Here is a 2,635-nt window from a genome sequence, read left to right on the forward strand (position 1 = left end):
GTGCTGAAACCTGTCAAAAAGGCCTGAAGTCAGGCCTTGTTTGGACTCCGTTAGGCCAAAGCGCTTGAAAAAGCGCCAAACCGGACGGGTTGGGGCAGTTGAAGCCGAGTTTTTCAACGGCCTGCTAGTGAAAGCCCTCAACAAGCCCCGCTTCGATGTGTCGAAGATTTCGGTTAGTTGGGCAGCCAATCTCTATGAGCAGACCGGCAGCACCAAATTGCCGATGCTACGAACAGTCTCAAGTTGGGCAATGGCCTTCACCACAATCCTTACGGTCTGGGATGCCAAGCGCGCCTGGCACCAGGGCGACCATGATGCCTCTCTGGCCTATGGTGTTGCCGCTGCTGGCGGTGCGGCCTGGACAGCCTACGCCGCGGGCATGGCCATCAACCCCTTCGTACTGGTGGCCGGTGGCGTACTGTTTATCGGCGGCAGCCTCCTGGCCAACTGGCTGGTCGACAGCGATGCCGAGGCGCTGTTGAAGAACGGCCCCTTCGGCCGCGACCACGGCCAGGCCGGCCTGCTCGACAGCCTGCTGGGCGACGATCGACGCTTCGCCCATCTGCAAGACCCGCAGAGCGCCTATACCCAGCTCCTCGGTATCCTCGGCAAGCCGGTGCTCCGGGTCGCACGCCTGGCGGACTGGCGCGAACAGGCGCCGCCGGCGCAGCGCGCGCTGATGCGGGAAGTCGAAGCCGAGCGCCAGGCCAATGCCCCCGACAGCTATTGGAGTTGCGCCGATCCGGCCCGGCAGCCTTTTGCGGACGATGACTGGGTACTGACCATCCACTCGCCGCTGCTGGCCATGTTCCGTGGCGAGCACGACTTCCAGTTGTACGCCGAAGAACAACTGGCCGTGCTGCCGCTTACGGGGGCGTTCAATGTGGAGCGCGTCGAACGCCGGGGCGTCGACGCCGCCAAGCTGAGCGCCCTGCCGCTGGACGAGAGCAGCGTGCTCTATATCCTGCCCCACCAGTTTCCCCGGCTGCAGCTGTCGCCGCTGCAGCGCCATCACAATACCGTTACCCGGCGGTTCAAGGTCAGCGCCCAGTTTCACCTGTGCCAGGAAGGCGACGGCACGCAGACGCTGGTCCTGCCGCAGCCGACGCCCAAGCGCTGGCAGGCCTATGAACCCGCCTTCAGAAACCGCCCGGCGGCGAAGGCCCAGCCGGATGACGTACCCTATTGGCAGATCGAAATCAGCGAGTTCAGGGAATGAGCGTACAGGAACAGAACATCCCCTACGGCCCCGGCGCCTATCGAGCCAGCGGCATTCCCGACCTGCCGCCTGGTGAGGATGAGCGGGCCGGCCTTATGCACAGCGCCTTGCGCTGGGGGCATTACGCGGGGCTGGATTCGGCCACTGAAGTGGAATACCAGCTCAATGCCGATTTGCATAGGGCTTATGAGCGGCAGGAACAGGAGAAGCGTCCGCAGCGTATCTTCTGTGACTCACAGCGTTGGCGCTTTGAAAATATCAGCAAGATTCCACATTTATTGTTTATCACGAAATGGAGTTGCTTTTTTTTTCCATGGTTTTTCTGGGATCTAAAAGTTGCTGAATATTTAGGATTTGCTGATAACGAAACACTGGAGCACTTTTCGCTCTTCGCTACATTAGCAATTGCCTTTTTATCAATGTTCCTTTTTGGCACCAGAAAACAACACTATGCTTACTGGCTGATGGCTGCTGGCGCCGCGATCACCGCTGCGGTGATCAGCTGGCACCATGGCGCGCTCTGGGGCTTCTGGGCCGAGCACACCGCCTTCTGGTTCGGCATGTTCCTGTTCTTCATGGCCCTGATCGGCGCCGATGCCCTGCTTGGGCTCTATGCCCGCTTCTACGAACACGACGGCAGCGAATTCAACCGCCAGGCTGGCACCCTGGCCATCGCCCGGCGCTTTCGCAAACCCTTCGTCGCGCCGTTCTACGAGTTCGATCCGCTGATGCAACTGATGGTCACACCCCATGGTGGGCATGACTACGGCCTCTGGCTGCACCATCGCTACACCGGCACCAAGATCTGCCTGGCCGGCCGGCTGCACAGCCTGGGCCTCGACAAGGCCAACCTGCATGCCTTCTGGGACACCCTGCAGCGCTATATGGACGTCGAGCAACCGTTGCCCGACATGCCCATTCTGGAGCAGAGCCGCCATCTCGACCCGCTGACCGCCGCCCACGATGCCGCGACCAACCGCCCACCGCGCTACTGGCGCGACAGCGATGCCAAGGCCTGGGAGCGCAAGGAAGGCAAACGCCTGCGAGAAAAGCTGGCCGCCTACCCCTGGCAACAACAGCCCTGCATCCTCCAGGCCAGGATCGACCCCGACTTGAGCATCGAAACCTATTACCGCAGCCAGGAAGCCAAAGGTATCCAGGCCACGCCCAAGGCTGACGACTTCGATAACGCTCATCGCTAGCCAATGAGGGCTCATCGAACTATATGTACGGATCGAAACCATCCGGATATGCCAGCCTGCTCGATGACTCCCCTGTCTGGCCCCTAACAGGCCGTTGAAAAAAGCCAGAGCCCGCGTGGCTCTGGCAAAATGGCGGCCATCCTCTTCTGCCGAAGCCAGCCCAAGCCGATGCGTGGACTCGACCTCAAACAAAACGAGCTGTTCAGTTATACGA

2 protein-coding genes are annotated in these 2,635 nt (G+C 60.8%); both read left to right on the top strand.

The window, feature by feature from the left end; genetic code table 11:
* The first annotated feature begins 250 nt into the window (after positions 1-250).
* Positions 251-1,219, top strand: coding sequence for a hypothetical protein (locus tag CXK94_RS22140; protein ID WP_102895892.1), 969 nt, complete (start codon positions 251-253; stop codon positions 1,217-1,219).
* 575 nt (positions 1,220-1,794) lie between these two features.
* On the top strand, positions 1,795-2,421 hold the full coding sequence (locus CXK94_RS22145; RefSeq protein ID WP_102895893.1) for a hypothetical protein: 627 nt from the start codon (positions 1,795-1,797) through the stop codon (positions 2,419-2,421).
* Positions 2,422-2,635 lie beyond the last annotated feature (214 nt).

The sequence above is a fragment of the Stutzerimonas stutzeri genome, from assembly GCF_002890915.1.
Classification (GTDB): domain Bacteria; phylum Pseudomonadota; class Gammaproteobacteria; order Pseudomonadales; family Pseudomonadaceae; genus Stutzerimonas; species Stutzerimonas stutzeri_AF.